Below are 18,840 nucleotides of genomic sequence, written 5' to 3' on the forward strand. Positions count from 1 at the left end.
TTTATAATACTATGCTGAGAGCTAGACCGTAGTGCAGTTTAATAGCTATAGAGAAAGACGCTATAGCAATACTTGACGCTCTCACTAGTCTAGATAAGATTTGGGTAGTATCTAGACACAATCTAGTTGAGACTAAGTAAAATCTAAACTGTCTAGATTCTATCTAGATGAAGTTCAGATAGTATCCAGGCTGTTCTAAATTGACTACCCTTCGAATCAAATGAGGCTGTTTCCTTCCCCCCTCCCTCTCTTTTGAAGAACAGCGGACAAAGTGGGGTGGGAGTGTTCTCTCCCATTCCTCGCCTAATTTACGGTCTTCAGACTCTCTGTGGCCAATTTATAGCGCTTCTATTGTTCAAGCACACACCGCCGTGTCCGCTGTTCTCGTGTCCACCCCCACTAGAACAGCGGACATCGTGGTGTGGCCCAGGCGAAGCAACACCACAATGTCCGCAGTAATCGGCGCATGATTTCTCAACTGTCCCACTAGAACAGCGGACATCGTGGTGTCTATTCACGATTATGCACCAGACCTCCCCGTCAGACGCCACAATGTCCGCAGTAATATGGGTTTAGAATACCTCTAACGAAGTGTTACTGCAGACACTGTGGTGTTCTCTGTTTCATCCTGCCCGCTCAACGATTCGGGTTCTGCTTCTGGTCCGGGATTCACTGTTCGCGCCGCATTGGTCACGTTAGTCGTCGCAGCGCTCCTGCTCATCTGCCGCGACAGTTACTGTACTCAACCGATCACTGAATACTACTTGCCCACGTTCAGCGACAGCCCAGTCTGCCAGCTATCGCGATAACCAACAATCCACCCGCTGGGTTCTGCTGTTCCCTTCCCTCTTGTTCTGCTGTTTCCTCCTATTCGAGCGGTTCAAACACAGTCGTGGTGCATCGATACCTTCTACGCTAGCTGTCATCTGAATACGCGTTCAACAAGCCGTGCCTGCGCCTTTCTGAGATGATTCGATGCGGTACTCGGAGCACAACCGAGCTCCTCGGCGACGTCCTTGACGCTCCCATTTCGCGGGACGTCGAAGTAACCGACTTCCCGTCCTGCGGCGAGTGCTTCGCGCTGACGTGAAGTGAGGCCGATGGCGAATGTTCCAGGGCTGGCATCGTATTCGCCGATCTTCTGGACGTTTACCGTGATTCCGTCGGGAAGTGCATCCCGGACCTGTTCGAGAGTGGCGGGTTCGCCGACGACATCGAACAACACGACTCCGTGCGGTCGGTAGGCAACCGGTGGGACCACCATTAGCGTCGGCTGTTCGAACGCCGCGTAGAACTGTCGTGATTGTTCAGTCTCCCGGCCACGGACGAACGCGTAGAACGCCTGGTCCCGAACGGGTGTAATATCGTAGCTTTCCATGGTTTCGACCGCAGAAAGCGCCGATTCGTAGGGTTCGCGATCGCCGACGATATAAAACAACGTATAGGCGATCTCGTCCTCGACCCCGACTTTCCACGTAACGAGCCACTCGCGTTTGATTGCGTCGCTTTCGGTCATAAAGCGGTGCATCGGACGCTGATACTCCGGTGCATACTGGATCTCTAAGCGGAGATATCTCACGGACGAGCCCTGGTGGCGGCTCCCATATAAAGACACTAGTGTGTACGACAGTTCGCGTATCCGATCCCACTATCTATCCGTAGCTGTTCATGAGCAGTGATCGGCGGAATGTGGACGACGCACAGTCTGATGAACGGATATGCTGTGGTAGAAACCCGGATGCCCGATTTAATTCTACACTTCGGGAGGTGCTTGGTTCGTCCCCGTTCATCCTGACCAAATTCGACGCGTTCATGAACTGGGTCCGGGGGTCCTCGATGTTTGTGCTGCAGTTCGGCATCGCCTGTTGTACCATCGAGATGATGGGCACTCTCGCTACGAAACACGACCTCGACCGCTTTGCTGCCGGAGTCCCTCGGGCATCACCGCGGCAGGCAGATCTGATTATCGTCCCGGGGACCATCGTTTCGAAGTTCGCGCCGCGGATGAAGCGCGTGTACGACCAGATGCCCGAGCCGAAGTTCGTCGTCTCGATGGGGTCGTGTACTATTTCCGGTGGGCCGTTTCAGGAAGGATACAACGTCATCAAAGGTGCGGAGCAAGTCATTCCGGTTGACATTCACGTCCCGGGGTGTCCGCCCCGCCCCGAAGCGCTGATCTACGGCGTCGCCAAGCTGCAGGAGCGCATCGCCGAGGGCGAGTCCTCGCCGGTGACGGTCAAGCCGTACGAACTGGAGCAGTTTGACGACCTCGAACGGGACGAACTCGTGGACAAACTCGCCAGCGAGATCGACGATGACGACCTCGTCATGCGGTACGACTGGAGTACGCTATAACGGCTGTACGATCCCGGAACCGTCTCGACTAATTACCCGTCCGTAACGATCTGGGCAACGCGGTCGCGGCTGAAAAGCTGCTCATCCGATGGAATCTCTGGATAGTGATCCCCGTTCTCGTAGGTTGGCCACTCGCCAAAGATATCCGGGTAGAGCTGTTTCGCGGTCATTTCGATCTGGAAGAGATTCATGATCGGACCGTGGTATCGCATTCCGTGTGCGTATACGCGGTCGTCTTTGACCGCTGCGAGTTCTTTTCCAACGCTGTGTGACGCGACCCTCTCGCGGACATCGTCCATGTCGTAGCGCGGTGTCATCCCCCAGAGGTGGAGGATTACGTCAGGGTCCGCGTCCAGCATCGTTTCATAGCCGACCGAACCCCAGAGACCTTCCCACGTTTCGTCCCCGAAGGCGTCGTTGGCTGCGAGCGGACGCGTGTCCGCGAGCCAGAACCCCGGTCGGTTCAGGTGATACGTCCAGAATTGGCCGTCGCCAAGTGTAACCCGAACCGCGGTCGGTCGATCTTCTTCGGGTGGAAGCTCCGTCTGGATGGTCTCGATGAGTTCTTGGTGAACGGCTCTGAGTTGCTCGTAACGCTTTCGTTCCTGAAACACGGTGGCGACACGACCGAACAGCTCCCACAGCGTGTAATAGTGGTAGTTCTCACTGTAGGGTTCTTGCGGGTCACCGTGTGTTCCGCTGTAGAAATTCCCGAAAAAGGGGCCGACATTGTCGACAATTTCCTCGATATCGCCCATATCCCAGTTCTCCTGGGTAATCGCCCATGCGGGGTCAAGGAAGTGAACGTCGCTACCGAGGCTGTAGAAGAACTCCTTGCTGAAATTGTCGTAGGGGTTCGGAAGGTCCTCCCACTCAAAAGAGACACCAGAGAGCCGTTCGTAGTAGTGGTTCATCGATGGCCCAGCCATCTCTGGAACAAACATCGAATTGACCGCGTCACCGTGGTTAAGCGCGACTAACATATCTGCATACTGATTGTACATCGTGAAGACCTTCTCCGGTACGGAGTCGAACTTGACCTCTCCGACAGGAGAAAGCGAGGCAACGTAGGAGCCGTCATCTGACGGGGTTGATGTGCCCGTTTCCTTGTCACTCGCTGTTGCTGTACTGGGCGGTTCCCCACCGTTACTGGAGCAGCCGGCTACGATTGACGTGCCGAGCAGCAGACCACCGCCGGAGAGGTAGTCTCGTCTGGTGAGACTACCTGTACCGTCTGTCTCGTCCATGTTTTAGGTTGGCCTAATGTGACGTATATGGCTTTCGGATTAACCAGTGTACTTCGCTTGCAGGACGAAGGACTGACCACTCTATCACCGCCGTGAACCTCGACCAACTTTGTTCTATGACAGATTCTTCGGAGTTGTCTGTGAATCTCACCTATATGATACAATTGACTATAGATCTACTACTATACACTCACAGTTGGTCGAATATGACAAGTATGAATGTACCGGTAATATATTTAGACATCGAAACCGAGATTGTAACTCAGGAAACTCGGTCTTATCTCTGAGATCAATATACAAGTGTGAAAACGTACTTCTACGACTATATTGTTCTACATTGTGGCTGATATCTCTTGGATAATAACACGTACTCAATTTTAATCCGGATATGATATCCGCGACATCCAATCAGATAGTTGCTATTCAAAACACGATTTTTTGATACCAGCGGCCGCTGAGAGCCTGTCGAGTTCGCCGGCGTCAAATAATAACACCTGTACGGATGTTATAACACCTACTTGCTTCAGCTCTGAGGCACAGCCATTTTAAGTGATACCTGGTGCGATACACTGTAAATCTTCGCACGACTATCATCTAATATGATTTCTAGTTCCGGATTGGGTAGCGGAGGGCAGGGATCTATCGGAACTTCGACCGGCTACAGACGGTGACCGCTGAGGAAGGTATGATTGAGACGATCCCGGAAGAACTTCTGGAGCCCCACGTTGGGCCAGTGAACAAACACCGAGAGTTCTCCCCGCTATAGTAACAATTGAAACGATGTACACACTGATCGCACTGCTGTCGTGCGATCAGGAGTGCATTGATTTTCAATGGCTACTATAGATATGGCGCGTACCGCTCGCCATGACGACGATACCGATCATCGACGGTCACTCGTCGAGGCTGTGGTTTTCTCGCTCAAGCAGCGGTACGGCGACACGCTTCGGACACGGACGTGGTTCGCCCAGATCCGTGAACTCGTTCTGAGAGCGACTCTGAGAAATATCGAACTTGCTCCGTAACTTCAGTCGGTACAGCCTGTGAATTTATCGAATTGCAGGTGAGCCATCTGCGTCATTTGCATCGGCTATCCACTGCGGTTGCATCGGAAGGATATCCGACGGTAAATCGTTCATGTCGAAGAATCCGACCTCGAGGGCTTCATCTTCGTCGGCCTCGGGTGTACCCCCCTCGATGGAACACCGAAAGCAATTGGTGACGAAGTGAACTGCCTTGCCTGAGGGATACGAAAACACTTGCTGTTCCGGGTGTGAATAGACGCCTATCAGCCGCTCAACCGCTATTTGCAGTCCCGTTTCCTCGTCAACCTCCCGTGTGACAGCGTCCCCGACTGGTTCGCACCGTTCGACCGTGCCCGTCGGGAGCGCCCACTGCTCTTTGTCGGCGCGTTTCAGCAACAGCACCTCATCTGCGTCATTCACTACGACAGCAGCGACGCCCGGACGTATCTCATCCGGCCACGAATAGGGTGGTGCCTCCCATGTGTCGGTTGTGTCTGTGAAGAGGTGTGCAAGCGACGAGATCGTCAAATCTGGTTGCTGAAGATCACGAGCAGATGCGGCAGTCGGTTTGTCCTCGGCCACCAGAATCCCGGTGAGCCCCGCACGGTGGGCGCCGAGAATGTCCGTGGCAGGATTATCGCCAATCGCGGCCGCTTGCACGTCGTCAGCCAGCCCGTCGAGAGCCATCTCGAACATAAGCGGCTCGGGTTTGCCAACGACCGTTGGCTCTGTTCCCGCCGCAGCTTCGACTGCTCGGACAATGGCCCCGGCCCCGGGTACAGGCCCGTCTGGGGTCGGGAACGACCCATCCGGGTTCGTCCCCACGAACGTCGCTCCCCGCTGGATGTGTCTCGCCGCCCGCTGGATGTCTTGATATGACGTCTTCTCGTCCGCGCCGATGACCATCGCATTTGGATCGTCGTCCGTGATCTCGATGCCTTCTTCTTGGAGTTCGATTTCCAGCCCTCCGCTACCGACAACAGCAGCGGTGGTCATATCCTGTTGGGAGAGGTAGTGGGCGGTCGCCCAGCCTGACGTGATGATCTCGCCTTTTTCCGCGTCGATCCCCAGCTTGCGAAGCCTGTTCGCGATCGTCTCACGCTGGAAGCGTGGGTCGTTCGTCAGGAATCGCAGTTCCTTGTCCCGCTCATCAAGACGATTCACCGACTCGACCGCCTCCGGTAGGGCCTCGTCCCCGAGATACACTACCCCGTCGAGGTCAAGCAAGAACGCGTCGAATTGTTCAGAAATCATACCGTCTTGTAGCACCATCAGCCACTTGTATCCTTTTGTCGGGGTGTATATGTAATTTAACTGAGTGGCTGATTTATAGCGTCATTAACGAAACGAACTCGCTGTTACTCTGCGTCTAGACAAAGCCGACCAGTTCAAATGTGGTTTCGTCACGTCTACCCAAACAAATCAATCGGACGGCTGATAGCATTTGCCGCCGTTGATCATTGATCACCCAATACAGTGAGTGTAAAACCAATGTCAGGGTCGCTTCTGTTCACTGATCTTGAGTATTATACTGCGATCACGCTGTACTCCGTTTTGACTGGGATAACGCGATAGCCGTGATCGTCACATGAATAAATCTAAGACAATCTGACAGCGATGGGGCCAGCTAAATTCGAACGAATCAGTTACAATTTGACGACGTCGCCGCTCTCCGCGGCTTTGTGAATTGCCCGGATGATTCGCATATCCTGGAGGCCGTGGCGGCCGTCCGGGCCAATGTCAGTACCAGTCAAAACACGGTCAGCGAAGTAATCGAACTCCTCCCGCATTTCGTCCTCCGCGTCAAAACTCTCGTGTTCGACAGTTACTGTCGTCTCGTTTCGGGACAGGTGGAGTTTTGCTTTCCCATGGAACGCTGGACGGAGTTCGATCTGTCCGTCCGTCCCAGTTATTTTCAGTTGCGTATCACTGTGAGCGTTCTGGCTATCAGTCGTGACCATTTTGATACCGTCTTCCAGCGCTAGCAAGGCCCCGGAGCGCTCATCAGGTACGTCGACGAAGGCCTCCCCATGAGAATCCATCTGTGACTGCACTGCCAGTGGTTCCCTGTCGAGCAGAAACCGAGTCGTGTTGATCGAGTAAATCCCCAAATCCATCACTGAGGTGCCATAACCTGAGAGTTCCGGATCGAGCCGCCACTGGTCCGTGTCCGGATTCATCTCGAGCAGCGGCTGACTATTGTTTCCGTATACGGATACTGGCTCACCGATGAATCCGTCTTCGATGAGTTCTTTTGCACGCCTAACAGCGGGGTCAGTCTGCATCCGGTAGGCAATCATCAACGGCACAGCGGCGTCCGCACAGACCTCAACCATTTTCTGAGCCCGTTCGACTGTTGCCTCCATCGGTTTCTCGCACAGGATCGCTTTGTCTAACTCTGCGGCTGTCTCGGCGTATTCCAGATGCAAGGCGTTCGGTGTCCCGATGTAGATGGCATCAAACCTGTCGGCTGCATCCCCGTCGTGGAACTCCTCGTAACTGATCCCGTGGTCCACACCGTTCTCGTCGGCGAGACGTTTCGCTTTCTCCGAAGAACTGCTGACGAGCGTTGTAACTTCACCCAGATCAGAATCCTGAATCGCGGGAAGTGCTAGGTCGATTGTCCACCAGCCAAGTCCTAACAGCGCGTATCGAACCGTTCCGTCCGTGGTGGTTTGCCAGTCACGCTCGTTATACGTATCAATCCAGTCTTTCATACAAATATGTTTTAAACCTTGACGCTAAAAACTTCGGTTTCTGAACACGCAAACACCATGCTGGTGGGTGGGGTGACGTCGCCGGAGTATGTCACTGTACTATGCTGTAATCTTGTTACTACTGGCTCTCTTCTTCAGCTATTGCTATTATACTCTTTCTCACTATGGAAAAAATAGAAAGATATTACTGCTCAAACGCACTCGTTCAAACAGTTAATACGGTATTATGTGGGTAGGTGTATCCTAATGGATATGAATCCGCCAGAATTACCCGCAAATTGTCCACTCTATGAAGGTATTATATAATCATAACTTAGAAATTAAGTTAGGCTGATATTTGTATGTACTATTTGAAACACTGCGAAGGTTTAAATCCCCTGGATTGGGGCTCTATTCAAACCCTGAGAATTGTTGGAGTGTCCTAGGTCCGTCTTTAGCAACTGATAGTGACGATTGACGGCCTCGTCTCCCATTATCTCATTAAGCACAACAGCTACGGCTGTCAATTACACATAAATATGCACTCTATATCCGACTGTAGCATAGCCGTAGTAAGCGCATATTCATGTTTTGGGAAGTCGATTGTAAACACATTGGAAAATCTTACAGGGTGCCAAGCTGAATGAAAAATAATGCAAATCGAACATTAATCTCGGGAGGAACTGTTGTTACGCCGACCAGCGAAATTGAGAACGGGACAATAGTATTCTCTGATGGAAAAATAGTCTCGGTGGAAGCAGAATCTCATGACTCCCCGGACATTGATGCGACGGGGAAGTATGTCCTACCTGGATTGGTTGATCTTCACGGTGATGATATCGAACGGCACCTCTTTCCGAGAGCTGGTGAGCGCGTCAACACGACTGTCGCTCTGGACCGATGTGATATTGCCAATGCCAGCGCGGGAGTTACGACAAAGTATCATGCCATTGCGTTCGAAGACGTCCCAGATGATAACCGGAGTATCGAATTAGCCCGTCGCTTGGCCGAGCATATCCGGGATTTCAACTGCGAAACCGGCGCCAGGGTCGATAACAGACTCCATATGCGGTGTGAACTCACCAACGAAACGGCTGTCGACGCCGTCTCGCAAGAAATCCAATCAGGGGGAGATCTCGTCTCCCTTGTCTCACACATTCCCGGAACGGGCCAGTTCGCTGGCGAAAATACACTTACACAACGCTATAATCTTCCGGACGGGGTCTCAGAGTCAAGCCTTCAGACCCTCGAAACACGCCGCAATGGTGTCTCCGAAACAGAAGTAATCTCGCGCGCACGAGAGATTACAGAGCTAGCAAGCAATAGAAATATCCCAGTCGCCTCACACGACGATGAAACCGTTTCGAGCGTGGACAACGCCGCTGCTATCGGGGTAGACATAAGTGAGTATCCGCTCTCCCACCGTGTTGCGCAGCGTGCAACCGAGTTAAACTTGGCCGTTGCGATGGGTGCGCCGAATGTGGTTCGCGGTGGGAGTCTGTGGGACGGGCCCGATGCGTCTCAGGCAATCAAAGACGGTGTTGTCGACATTCTCTGTAGCGACTTTCGTCCGCAATCACTGCTTAGCTCTGTTTTCATCGAAAACGGTGACCCTCTCAAAGACCGGGTGTTACGTGTCTCTACTGCACCAGCTGCCGCTGCCGGCCTGTACGACCGTGGCCGATTGGAGTGTGGAGCAAGGGCCGATCTGATTATCGTCGATCCAGACCCGGTTCCATCGATAGCACGAACATATGTTGCCGGCGACGAAGTGTATCGCTCTGGATAGCCTACTCGTGACGCGTACTGTGTAAAAACTGCGCGCGGAACCAAACCGTTCTTATCGGGCTACTCGCTGTCCAGCTCTTCGCGCTCAACTGACCAGTGATACATCGAACATGCGCCTGCAACACCCACTACCAGGGAGAACAAACCTAAAACTATGCTCCCGGGAAGTGAGAAGGCGACAGAGGCGGCTAGGACCATCGCACCGAGCACCGTGACGGCCGCGTAATACTGATACCACTGTCGGCCCTCCGCCTCTTCTTCAGTGCGGTTGAGGTACTTTTCGAAGTCGTCAGCCTTCTCGGTAAGGGTTATATGCCCTCGGTCTTGGTTAAAATCGACGACACCGATGTCGTCCATCTTCGGGAGATGGCACTGGTACAGTCCTACATACACGCGCTTGCGCTCACTTGATGTCAACGCATCAGTTGTGGTCTCGTTCTCGATGGCCGCGACGTGTTCTGCGAGTTCTCCAAGAGAGACCTGTTCGCCTCGTTCTCGAAGAAAGTGGAGGACCTCTCTGCGGCGGCTGTTTTTCAGTATTTCAAAAATAACGTCTAGAGATGCACCTGAGTCGTCCTGCTCCTGTGACGTCGCTTGGTCCGCACTGCTTTCTTTCCCTTTTGGCGATGGGACAGATTCGTCGCTTAGTTTATTATTCGGTTCTGCTTTCGTTTGTGCGGTGTCTTTGACTCCCATATTTACCCACTTCCTGTGTGCTGCGACATCGTCCACCCGTCTGGAATCGTGCTCACACAGCCCCCCGGCTGTATCGACGGAGCGTTACGCTGTCAGCCAGCATTTCAAATCAACATCACCTTGCCACTTAATACTTTGTTATGTAATCGATTAGATAATTTTCCTTTGATTACCGCCGGGGTAGTCAGTAGTTGTTTGGGTATTCCGGGAGTAACAGCGTTCTTTGAATCAATTTTCGGTGATCCATAATAAATGTCCGCGACAGTGTGTGTTGAGATACGCAAAATACGTAGACTTCCCGTAAAAACGCTGAGACGGCCCCCTGTTACGGTTACACGTTACTCACCTTCTCGAAATCGCCCAGGGTAAATCGTAGCGTATATCGGCCGTTTCTATCGGTCATGCAAGTAACGCAATCTTATCAGTGTCAATTGAACAGCTATCTGGACCGCAGAGAGGTCCCTGCAGGAACGCAGTCCCCGATAAGATGCCCTTCTGGGTTCCCGTCGGGAATTGGAGCCTTACGATCTCCACGGTATCTGTTGTTGATCGGTTGTCGCCTGATTGCCAAACACGTAGATGAAATGCGTGTTATTTGAATTGAGCGGAAGAACGATATTACTCACCACATACTCAGTATGCAGGGTACTCAACCGGAATCGTGTATGGCTACGAAGCGAGACCAAGAGACACGAGCGAAACAATTAACCACAGGCACATGGAATATCACTGTACACGAGTTTGTGTCCAAAGAAGGTAGCTGGTACACTCGTGCATACGAATAGATACGATGGCAGACTTTGATCAGTGGGACGAAGTGAGCTACGTAATCAGTTCACGGTATCGAGTCGAGACTCTCCGCCGGTTGTCAGAAGGCCCTGCGACACCGTCGTTAATTGCGGACGACAGGGAAATGAGCATTGCTCACGTATCGCGCGCCCTGCAGGAACTCCGTGAGTCGGAACTGGTCGACCTATTAGTTTCGGAAGATCGGAAGAAAGGCCGCGTGTACGACATCACTGAGAAGGGTGTCGATATTTGGGAAACAATCGAACGGAAGAACATGGCGTAACTGTCGCGTCTCGGCCGCGAACTGATAGGATTGCACAAGCGCGTGGACTTAGAACTATCTCTCTCCCTGTTTTCGATTCGAATTGAACTTGTAATTTGATGTGGGTATCTCGCGTATAACCTATTCCATTACACCAACTCCGGTATTAGATCACAAGATGGTGTGTTTTCCATAGATTCAGCTAACGGTAGTCGCATAATTGAGACGCCGACGAACGGTATCGACTCACTACGACTATGGCTGAAAGCTCCACTTTGGGGAACGTGTCTGGTGGTAAACGTCTGCTACCCATTCTGAAACCTACCTGTAGAAACCCGCTTTTCGATATTGAATGCAAAGAGTGTCTACCGGTGGGTATAGCAGCCGTAACAATAATGATTTGTAACATACCTGCGTACGCATGTTGTCCATAGGCTACGGAAAGTTACTGATTGGGTGCGTCGCTGGACTGTTACTCATTGGAGGTGCTACGTTAGGGCTTGGAATCGGTGGTTTCGCCGATGGACCGGCCGATACGGAGACCACTGTGAGCGAGGACGAACTGGAGATACGCACTGTGCAGTCTCCGACCGAAATTCGGCCGAATGAGCCGTTGCGTGTGGAACTTCAAATCACAAACGCGGGGTCGGAAACGACAACACAACAAGTAGCGCTACGATTGAACAGGGACGGACAGTCTCCTGAAACGGTAGCAACAAAACAAGTCAAGGTTTCGGCTGCAGAACCGGCGGACGTGACGTTCGCTGTCGAACCTGATCAAATCAGTCCCGGGGAATACACGTACGCCGTTGCCGTCGGTGAGTCATCGGCCCCGGAGTCAACTGGGAATGTGGCTGTCCTCACCCCGCCTACGTTTGTCCTCGCTGATACCACTGAAAACGCTACAATCGTCCGTGGAACCAACGCCTCCATCCGAGCAAACCTGACCAATGTCGGTGCATATCGTGGCGTCCAGACAGTGCAAATCGCTGTCGATGCAGACCAAAACGGCCAGTACTCCGATGCTGAAACGCTGAATGAGAGCGTCCACTCGCTTGCGGGCGGCCAGAGCCAGATGAGCACTGCCACGGTCCGAACTGCTGATCTGGAGCCTGGCGGATACCAATACAGGGTCGCCACCGAAAACACGACAACGACCGGAACACTCCACGTCCAGCAACCGGCGACGTTCCGTGTGCAGAATACGACTGCACCGGCCAACGTAACGAGGGGGGAAACTGCCAATGTCTCAGCAGTCGTCGAGAACGTTGGTGACGTGGACGGGCTCGACAACGTCACGCTCCGGAGTGATTCCATGAACACTACCTATTCGCGCACCGTTTCACTTGCTGCCAACGAAACGACAACGGTGTCTATTGATGTGAATACGACGAATTTGAGCCGCGGGACACACAACCATTCGCTTGGAACTGCTGACGACATAGATACCGTCTCGATGACGGTACAGGATAGTCATTTCGAGGTGTCGGATTTGGCTGGACCGAATGTCCTGTATGTCGGTGATACGGCTGTGTTCTCCGCGGACGTAACGAACACCGGTGAAACCACCGGAACTCAATCGATCCAGCATCGTATCGACAGCGATGACGATGATCGGCCGGAAGCCTATGGAGTCGACAGAAATGTCACGCTCGCACCCGGCGAGTCGACTCGCGTTCGGTTCGAGGTTGAATACACGGTAACCGACTCGACGGATTACCCCGTAGAACCACTGAGTCTGCAGACGTACGTCTATGGCGTCTACTCAAAAGACGCGCGTGCGTCAACAGCTATGTCGGTCAAGCCGTCATGGGCAAAAGACGGCGGGTCCAGCGGTTCCGGCGGAAGTACCAGTGTCTCTGATGGTGACCGCGCTTCGCTTGATGAAATAACCCAGGACAAGTACGGACTCTACTATGATGAGGTGAGCGGTGAAACGAAGCGCCAGATCGAAGAGATTCACGAACGCCAACCGTTCGCGGACGGCCTTGCAGCCGTAGAGGTGCGGACGCGTGAGGAAATCGCCCGGCAAGAGTACGGTGCCGATGTGAAACCTGGGGAGAAGTTTAATTTCACAGGACTAGAAATCGAAACCCAACAGAAGGTCGAAGCGGACTTCGATGCACAGTTCCAGACTGACTCCGGTGACCGAATCGAATCTTGGGACGAACTGGCCAACGACACGTACGGGAAGTCGTACGAGAACCTAACCGCTAGTCGCCAGGCGGACATCAGGACGACGTATCAGGATCAATTCGAATAACCACTCCCTCTAACAGTAGTAATCGCCGTACGTGGGCGCTTTTCCGAATCGGTCTAACGAGATATTTATCGATCCGACAGTCCACTGTATATGACCGCTAACCCTGGAAAGTAAGGAATAACAATAGACCGATTTGCCCAACATGGCGACAGAGAGGGCCCTATTGGTGGCCGGTGAGCGGCCCTACGACCTACCATGACTATCACTGAATCAGAGGTTGCTATTGGCGCGTGGGTCTGGCATGAAAGCCGACCCGGGATGAGTAGCTCCCTTTTCGGTAACTCTGTGCGTACCGTAGCGGACTCACTCCACTCACCAACAGGGGGGACATAGAGTGTATAAAGGCTCTACCGTCGGTGTCGTCGTTCCGGCACACAACGAAGAGGGGTTCATCGGTGAGGTCATCGACTCACTTCCGGAGTACGTCGATCAGGTGTTCGTTATCGACGACTGCTCGACAGATGGCACATGGACCGAAATCAAGGAATACGTGGATACTGAGGTGAAACCCGCAAGTGTGACCGGGGACTCCGCACAACAAATAGTTGTCGCCGACGGGGCCGGGACAATGGTATCTGAAAGCCAGACGTTTCTCGATAAGCGGATCGTCCCAGTCCGTCATCAGACTAACGGCGGTCGCGGGGGTGCCGTACAAACCGGATACGAGCTAGCGCTTATGAGCGGCATGGATACGGTTGCAGTCCTTGATGGCGACGGCCAGATGGACCCGAACATCCTTGATGAGATACTCGACCCAGTCGTTGAGGGGGATGCGGATTACGCGAAAGGCAACCGCCTCATATCGCGACGCCACTGTACTCAGATGTCCAACTGGCGGCTGTTCGGGAATGCGCTCCTCACGATGCTGACCAAGATCGCGAGCGGACACTGGCAAATGCGCGACCCACAGAACGGATACACCGCGATTTCCGCGACGGCGCTTGACCAGCTCTCGCTGAACGATCTGTTTGACGACTACGGATTTCTGAACGATATGCTAATTCACTTAGATGCGAATGGGATGACTGTTCAGGACGTACCGATGGAAGCACTCTACGGCGACGAGTCGAGCGGGATTCGATATGGCTCGTTCATTCCGAAGCTATCGATTCTGTTACTTCGTGGGTACGTCTGGCGGTTACAGCAAAAGTATCTCTCCCGAACAGAATCAGAGTGATCACTCCGAATGGTTGGATATCGTTCTTTGACACCACATTCGACACCGTCAATGACCGTTATGAAGTTTTTACTTATCATGGCGTAGGCGTGAGCGGAACTTATGGGCAGGTGGTCGGATACTTCGCCAGCGACTGTCGATTTGCTTGTTACCGTGGGGTACACAGCGGTTGTACTCTTCGCAACGCTGTCGTCTCTTGAAGGGGTGCTCCTCACGGCCATCGCGTTACCCTTCTTGCTGTTCGTCCCGGGCTATGCTGTAGTCGCGGCCCTTTTTCCAATTCGGAACCCGGAGGATGAACACCACCGGCTGATTACCACAGAACGGATGCTGTACTCGGTTGTAGCAAGTATCTGTTTGGCAATTATCGTCGGAGTCAATCTTGAGTTCACGCCCTGGCCGATTCGCCCGACTCCGGTTGTCACTGCCCTTGCTATCGTAACTGTTGTGGCAACCGGAATCGCGTGGTATCGGCGCTACAAAAGGACACAGACGGGCCTGAGCCAGACCTCGATGCCCTTCGGAAACTCACGAGCGGCCAGCGGTGGTTCCGATGGGGAGGGAGTCCAGCTGGGGACCGTAGTTGTCGGTGTGGCGATCCTCGTGACGTTTGCCAGCGTGGCGCTGGTCGCGGCTCAGCCACAGCGCGGCGAAGCGTACACAGAATTCGGGCTGCTGACCGAGAATGAGACAGGCGATCTGGAGGCAAGCGACTATCCGGAGCAGATTGCGTTGGGCGAGCCCGAACAGATGTACTTCACCGTCACGAATCACGAGATGGAGACAACCGAGTACGTCGTCGTCGTGCAGATGGCCAGAACCGCGCCGACAGGCGAGGTCATCGAGCGCATACGTCTCGATACTTACAGCAACCGGACAGCGGCTGGAGACCGCTGGCTGCAGCGTCACACGGTGACGCCGGTACTGGAGGGCGAGCGCCTGCGGTTGACGTATTTGTTGTACAGGGGAAGTCAGCCGGATCAACCCACAGCTGAGAACGCGTACCGCGAGGCTCACATTTGGGTCGACGTAACGTGAGCTAACAACGACAGGAGTCTGGGAGTAGGTTTTGGACAGTTCTGATGGATGGTATCGACTGGAGCTATAGTAACAATTGAAACGATGTACACACTGATCGCACTGCCGTCGTCCGATCAGGTGTGCATTGATTTTCAATGGCTACTATAGTCACGAGGGGGTGAGCGGCTCGGATCGTTTATCGACACTATCGGTGGTCTCCACCGATACGAAATTTCGAATAAACGCTTCGTACTGGTCGATCACAGCCGCCGGCGCGAAATCGTTCGCACGCTCGATCAGTACGTCGCTCGGGAGTGGCTCGTCGAGCGTTGTCCGGATGGCCGCTGCGAGTCCCTCGTCGTCATCGACATCGACGAGCGGGCCGTACTCACCATCTTTGAGGATCTCTGCCGGGCCGCTGGGACAATCGGTCGAGACGACCGGACATCCGCAGGCAAGGGCCTCGATGAGCACGGTCGGCAGTCCCTCGTGGACCGAAGACATCGCGAGGACGTCCGAACCCGCCATGTAGCCGTAAGGGTTGTCGACAAAGCCGGGAAACGAAACCGCGGCGTCGATACCTAACTCGGCCGCGAGGGTTTCGAGTTCGCCTCGCTTCGACCCGCGGCCGACAATAATCGCACGCGTGTCCGGTCGAGCGGCATGGACCTGTTCGAAAGCGCGGAGGAACGATCCAAAGTTCTTCGCTCTCTCCAGGCGTCCGACACCGAGAACGACGTCAATGTTTGCCGATTCGATCCATGGATGATCCACCGGCTTCCCTGCCCGCTCTTGGACCTCATCGACAGGGATCGGATTGTGGAGGACAGACACCTTCTCGCGGTCGACACCGACGTGTTCCACGATGCTCTTAGCGACACCTTCTGAAACGGCGACGAACTGGTCCGACTGACCGGCGAGGCGACGCTGCAGCCACTGGACGAGTTTCTCTTTCGATTCCTCTTGCATCCCGAGCGTGTTGTGGATCGTCGAGATGGCGGTAGTGTCAGCGCCCGATAGAATCTGCGAAATCATGTGCATATCGTTGGCATACGTCATCTGTGAGAAGAGTATCTGGGGAGATCGTCGCCGCAGATATCGTACGAGAGCGGGAACGCTCGCACCGATTCCTATCCCTGGTATCCTCTGTGTTCCGAGGTCGACGACGTTTACGCTTCCGGCGACATCGGTCCGGAAATCCCCCTCGTTGTACGACACGACAAGGTCTACGTCATATCCGCGCTTAGAGAGCCCGTTCGCGACAGAAACTGTCACACGCTCGGCACCACCGACTGTCAGAGAGGGAACGAAGAATGCTATCGGTCCAGTGTTTTCCATTAGTTCACAGTCTGTGTGAAAGGGCTTGTTTATACTCACCCTACGCCGATTCTCGGGACACGTTTCTGACTTTCCTGCAATGCTTTGGTCGATTCGAATAGCTTAAATTGTTCATTCAGGCAGCGTAAGGGACAGAACTGCCCCGGGGACGTTCCACAGCGGACTGACAGACCCATATAGGCAGCGTTGGGCGGAAGATAGCCCGTCTGACTCGCCCGTGTAGGGAGGGTATAATTTTGAGCATCGATGTAGATTACGCGAACAATGTGTGGAATCTGTGGTCAGTATGTTCGATCTGGCTCTCCTGAAACCGACGTTCTTGAACGTATGAACGACTGCCAGTGTCACCGAGGTCCTGACGACGATGGGGTTTTCAGAGATGGAAGTGTTGGACTTGCACACCGCCGGCTCAGCATTATAGACCCCGAGAACGGGGGACAGCCGATCCACAACGAGGACGGTACCGTAACCGTCATCTTCAACGGAGAGATCTATAATTACGGGGCTCTCAAGGAACGACTCACGTCCGCAGGACATCGATTTACCACTCAAACCGACACCGAAGTACTGGTCCATCTCTATGAGGAAGAAGGTCCAAGTTTCGTCGACGAACTCGACGGAATGTTCGCGTTCGCTCTGTGGGACAGTGAGCGAGAACGTCTATTACTGGCCCGTGACCCGATGGGTATCAAACCTCTCGTTCTCGCCGAAACGGACGACAAGCTCGCGTTCGCCTCCGAGCTCCCATCGCTGTTCGAGAGCGACATTGACCTCGGCGGCATAGATCGGGACGCACTGGCTCAGTACTTCGCATTCGGATATATTCCGGCACCGAAAACGGCCTTCCGTAACGTCTCGAAGGTCAGACCCGGCGAGCGGATACTCATATCGGACGACGGTATCGACCGCGACAAATACCACGAGCCATCGATCACGCCTCGTGATCCCGACATTGATACCGCTGCCTCTCACCTACGCTCGCTCGTCGAATCGGCGGTCGAAAAACGCCTGATGGCCGACGTTGACCTCGGAGCGTTCCTCAGCGGGGGGATCGATTCGACGATAATCGTCGGGACGATGGCACAGTTACTCGATGATCCCGTGAAGACGTTTACCGTCGGTTTCAATCAGGATCGATTCGACGAATCCTGGGCGGCACGAGAAGTGGCGTCTTTCCACAACACCGACCATCACGAGATCACGCTCACAGCGAATGACGTACGCGAGTCCGTACCGGACGTACTGAATAAATTGGGGGAGCCCTTCGCCGACCCGGCACTGATGCCGAGTTACGCTGTGTCTCGAGCCACGAGAAATAACGTCAAGGTCGCACTCTCTGGTGACGGTGCTGACGAACTGTTCGCCGGCTACGATAAGTACCGAGTCGAGTCCCTGTCAAAGTACTATCGAGCGCTTCCGGCCCAGATACGGAAATACGCCGTCGAGCCGGCTGTGAATGCACTACCCGCCTCACGAGGGACTGCGGTCGGCGACGCCGTTTACAAAGGACAGTGGTTCATAAATCGGAGCGGAGAACGATCAGTTCCGGAGCGTCACTTCGATTTAATGCGTGTCTCCGACGACCAAGCTATCCAGTCCGTGACGAACGTTGACCCAATCGAAGCTGGGCAGACCGCCCTCCGGACACAGCACGCCGCGATATCCCCAGAACTGGCCGATAGAGAGAGCTTGGCACGGATACAGGCTGTCGATACCCGCTTATCGCTCCCAGATCAGATGCTCACGAAAGTCGACCAGGCCAGTATGTACAACTCACTCGAGGTACGCGTTCCGTTCCTCGATACTGATGTCGTTGAGTACGCACTCAGTCTCCCAACAGACCACAAACTAACTGGCCGCGATCGAAAACGTGTGCTGAAACGAGCCTTCGATGATGTACTGCCGGAGTCTATCTTACAGCGAAACAAACACGGGTTCGATATGCCGATCGGTGAGTGGTTTAAACACGAGCTTGCTGACGAGTTCGTCTCGATGGTCCGTGCTACTGATCTGGGGATTCTCGATACCGCGGCGATTTTAGAACTATTCGATGAACACCTCGATGGAAACCACGATCACTCGCGGTTCCTCTGGACCGTCTACGTCTTCAAGCACTGGGCTGTGCGTATGCAAGAGCAGGGGGTCCTCGAATAGGAATACGGTAGCAGGATTTAGTGTGACTAC

Annotated in this window: 13 protein-coding genes and 1 pseudogene; 8 read left to right on the forward strand and 6 right to left on the reverse strand. The window is 53.8% G+C overall.

What is annotated here, in order from left to right; all coding sequences use genetic code 11:
• Positions 1 to 922: 922 nt before the first annotated feature.
• Positions 923 to 1,528, reverse strand: coding sequence for a helix-turn-helix domain-containing protein (locus tag ACNO8S_RS17670; protein WP_420183004.1), 606 nt, complete (start codon positions 1,526 to 1,528; stop codon positions 923 to 925).
• Positions 1,529 to 1,668: 140 nt separating this feature from the next.
• Between ACNO8S_RS17670 and ACNO8S_RS17675 the strand changes: the two genes are divergently transcribed.
• Positions 1,669 to 2,355, forward strand: a complete 687-nt coding sequence (locus tag ACNO8S_RS17675; protein WP_420182887.1) for an NADH-quinone oxidoreductase subunit B — start codon at positions 1,669 to 1,671, stop codon at positions 2,353 to 2,355.
• 32 nt (positions 2,356 to 2,387) lie between these two features.
• On the opposite strand, the gene ACNO8S_RS17680 is transcribed toward ACNO8S_RS17675, so the two are convergent.
• Positions 2,388 to 3,602, reverse strand: a complete 1,215-nt coding sequence (locus ACNO8S_RS17680; RefSeq protein ID WP_420182888.1) for an ABC transporter substrate-binding protein — start codon at positions 3,600 to 3,602, stop codon at positions 2,388 to 2,390.
• A gap of 842 nt (positions 3,603 to 4,444) precedes the next feature.
• Here ACNO8S_RS17680 and ACNO8S_RS17685 point away from each other — a divergent pair.
• Positions 4,445 to 4,627: pseudogene (locus ACNO8S_RS17685) on the forward strand (IS5/IS1182 family transposase); the annotation flags it as partial.
• Between the two features lie 24 nt (positions 4,628 to 4,651).
• Here ACNO8S_RS17685 and ACNO8S_RS17690 read toward each other — a convergent pair.
• Complete coding sequence (locus ACNO8S_RS17690; protein WP_050038462.1) at positions 4,652 to 5,881, reverse strand: HAD-IIA family hydrolase; 1,230 nt, start codon at positions 5,879 to 5,881, stop codon at positions 4,652 to 4,654.
• A gap of 392 nt (positions 5,882 to 6,273) precedes the next feature.
• Positions 6,274 to 7,344: a D-xylose 1-dehydrogenase Gfo6 gene (gfo6, locus tag ACNO8S_RS17695; RefSeq protein WP_014031334.1), complete on the reverse strand. Its 1,071-nt coding sequence runs from the start codon at positions 7,342 to 7,344 to the stop codon at positions 6,274 to 6,276.
• Positions 7,345 to 7,966: 622 nt separating this feature from the next.
• On the opposite strand from gfo6, the gene ACNO8S_RS17700 reads away from it, so the two are divergent.
• On the forward strand, positions 7,967 to 9,112 hold the full coding sequence (locus ACNO8S_RS17700; RefSeq protein ID WP_079980864.1) for an alpha-D-ribose 1-methylphosphonate 5-triphosphate diphosphatase: 1,146 nt from the start codon (positions 7,967 to 7,969) through the stop codon (positions 9,110 to 9,112).
• A gap of 59 nt (positions 9,113 to 9,171) precedes the next feature.
• On the opposite strand, the gene ACNO8S_RS17705 is transcribed toward ACNO8S_RS17700, so the two are convergent.
• Entirely contained in the window at positions 9,172 to 9,807 is a 636-nt protein-coding gene (locus tag ACNO8S_RS17705) for a DUF7344 domain-containing protein (RefSeq protein WP_420182889.1), read from the reverse strand.
• Positions 9,808 to 10,597: 790 nt separating this feature from the next.
• Between ACNO8S_RS17705 and ACNO8S_RS17710 the strand changes: the two genes are divergently transcribed.
• The 4 genes from ACNO8S_RS17710 (at position 10,598) to ACNO8S_RS17725 (ending at position 15,336) form a co-directional block, all read left to right on the forward strand.
• Positions 10,598 to 10,879 (forward strand): winged helix-turn-helix domain-containing protein, encoded by a 282-nt coding sequence (locus tag ACNO8S_RS17710; RefSeq protein WP_004515801.1) that lies wholly within the window; start codon positions 10,598 to 10,600, stop codon positions 10,877 to 10,879.
• A gap of 400 nt (positions 10,880 to 11,279) precedes the next feature.
• On the forward strand, positions 11,280 to 13,121 hold the full coding sequence (locus ACNO8S_RS17715; protein ID WP_064289055.1) for a CARDB domain-containing protein: 1,842 nt from the start codon (positions 11,280 to 11,282) through the stop codon (positions 13,119 to 13,121).
• A gap of 334 nt (positions 13,122 to 13,455) precedes the next feature.
• Positions 13,456 to 14,298, forward strand: coding sequence for a glycosyltransferase family 2 protein (locus ACNO8S_RS17720; RefSeq protein WP_420182890.1), 843 nt, complete (start codon positions 13,456 to 13,458; stop codon positions 14,296 to 14,298).
• A 102-nt stretch (positions 14,299 to 14,400) separates the two neighbouring features.
• The gene (locus tag ACNO8S_RS17725; RefSeq protein ID WP_064289054.1) at positions 14,401 to 15,336 is read left to right on the forward strand and encodes a DUF1616 domain-containing protein; all 936 of its coding nucleotides are present in this window, start codon (positions 14,401 to 14,403) and stop codon (positions 15,334 to 15,336) included.
• A gap of 150 nt (positions 15,337 to 15,486) precedes the next feature.
• On the opposite strand, the gene ACNO8S_RS17730 is transcribed toward ACNO8S_RS17725, so the two are convergent.
• The gene (locus tag ACNO8S_RS17730) at positions 15,487 to 16,656 is read right to left on the reverse strand and encodes a glycosyltransferase (RefSeq protein ID WP_420182891.1); all 1,170 of its coding nucleotides are present in this window, start codon (positions 16,654 to 16,656) and stop codon (positions 15,487 to 15,489) included.
• A 264-nt stretch (positions 16,657 to 16,920) separates the two neighbouring features.
• Between ACNO8S_RS17730 and asnB the strand changes: the two genes are divergently transcribed.
• Complete coding sequence (gene asnB, locus ACNO8S_RS17735; protein ID WP_191449581.1) at positions 16,921 to 18,810, forward strand: asparagine synthase (glutamine-hydrolyzing); 1,890 nt, start codon at positions 16,921 to 16,923, stop codon at positions 18,808 to 18,810.
• The last annotated feature ends 30 nt before the right edge of the window (positions 18,811 to 18,840 follow it).

The organism is Haloarcula sp. KBTZ06, assembly GCF_048595605.1.
Lineage (GTDB): Archaea > Halobacteriota > Halobacteria > Halobacteriales > Haloarculaceae > Haloarcula > Haloarcula hispanica.